The sequence below is a fragment of the Haloterrigena salina JCM 13891 genome (assembly GCF_000337495.1).
Taxonomy (GTDB): domain Archaea; phylum Halobacteriota; class Halobacteria; order Halobacteriales; family Natrialbaceae; genus Haloterrigena; species Haloterrigena salina.
The window spans coordinates 1-375 of the sequence record NZ_AOIS01000020.1 but is presented as its reverse complement, the minus strand read 5'-3'; the positions used below and the strand labels follow the sequence as shown (position 1 = coordinate 375).

At 58.6% G+C, this 375-nt stretch carries 1 tRNA gene; it reads right to left on the bottom strand.

From position 1 onward, the window contains the following. Positions 1 to 155: 155 nt before the first annotated feature. Positions 156 to 227: transfer RNA gene (locus tag C477_RS05600), tRNA-Ala, on the bottom strand. Between the last annotated feature and the right edge of the window lie 148 nt (positions 228 to 375).

The window sequence follows — 375 nt, the reverse complement described above, 5'->3', positions numbered from 1 at the left end:
ACACGTACACACGGTCTCATCTGCACGCCGTAGACGCGGCATGCATTAACCCTTCCCAGCCCCGTTTACACGGGCTGGTGCATCGGTTTTCGTTCGGATTAGATCGAAGACGTTGACCCCACTTAAGGGGCACGGTCTCGATCCGCTCCGAGTGATGGACCCACAGGGATTCGAACCCTGGGCATCCTCCTTGCAAAGGAGGCACTCTACCACTGAGCTATGGGCCCACNTTGCGACAAAGTCGCAACATCGTGACCCGGGAACGGGTCCAGTGGACGCCTGGACTACACGTACACACGGTCTCATCTGCACGCCGTAGACGCGGCATGCATTAACCCTTCCCAGCCCCGTTTACACGGGCTGGTGCATCGGTTT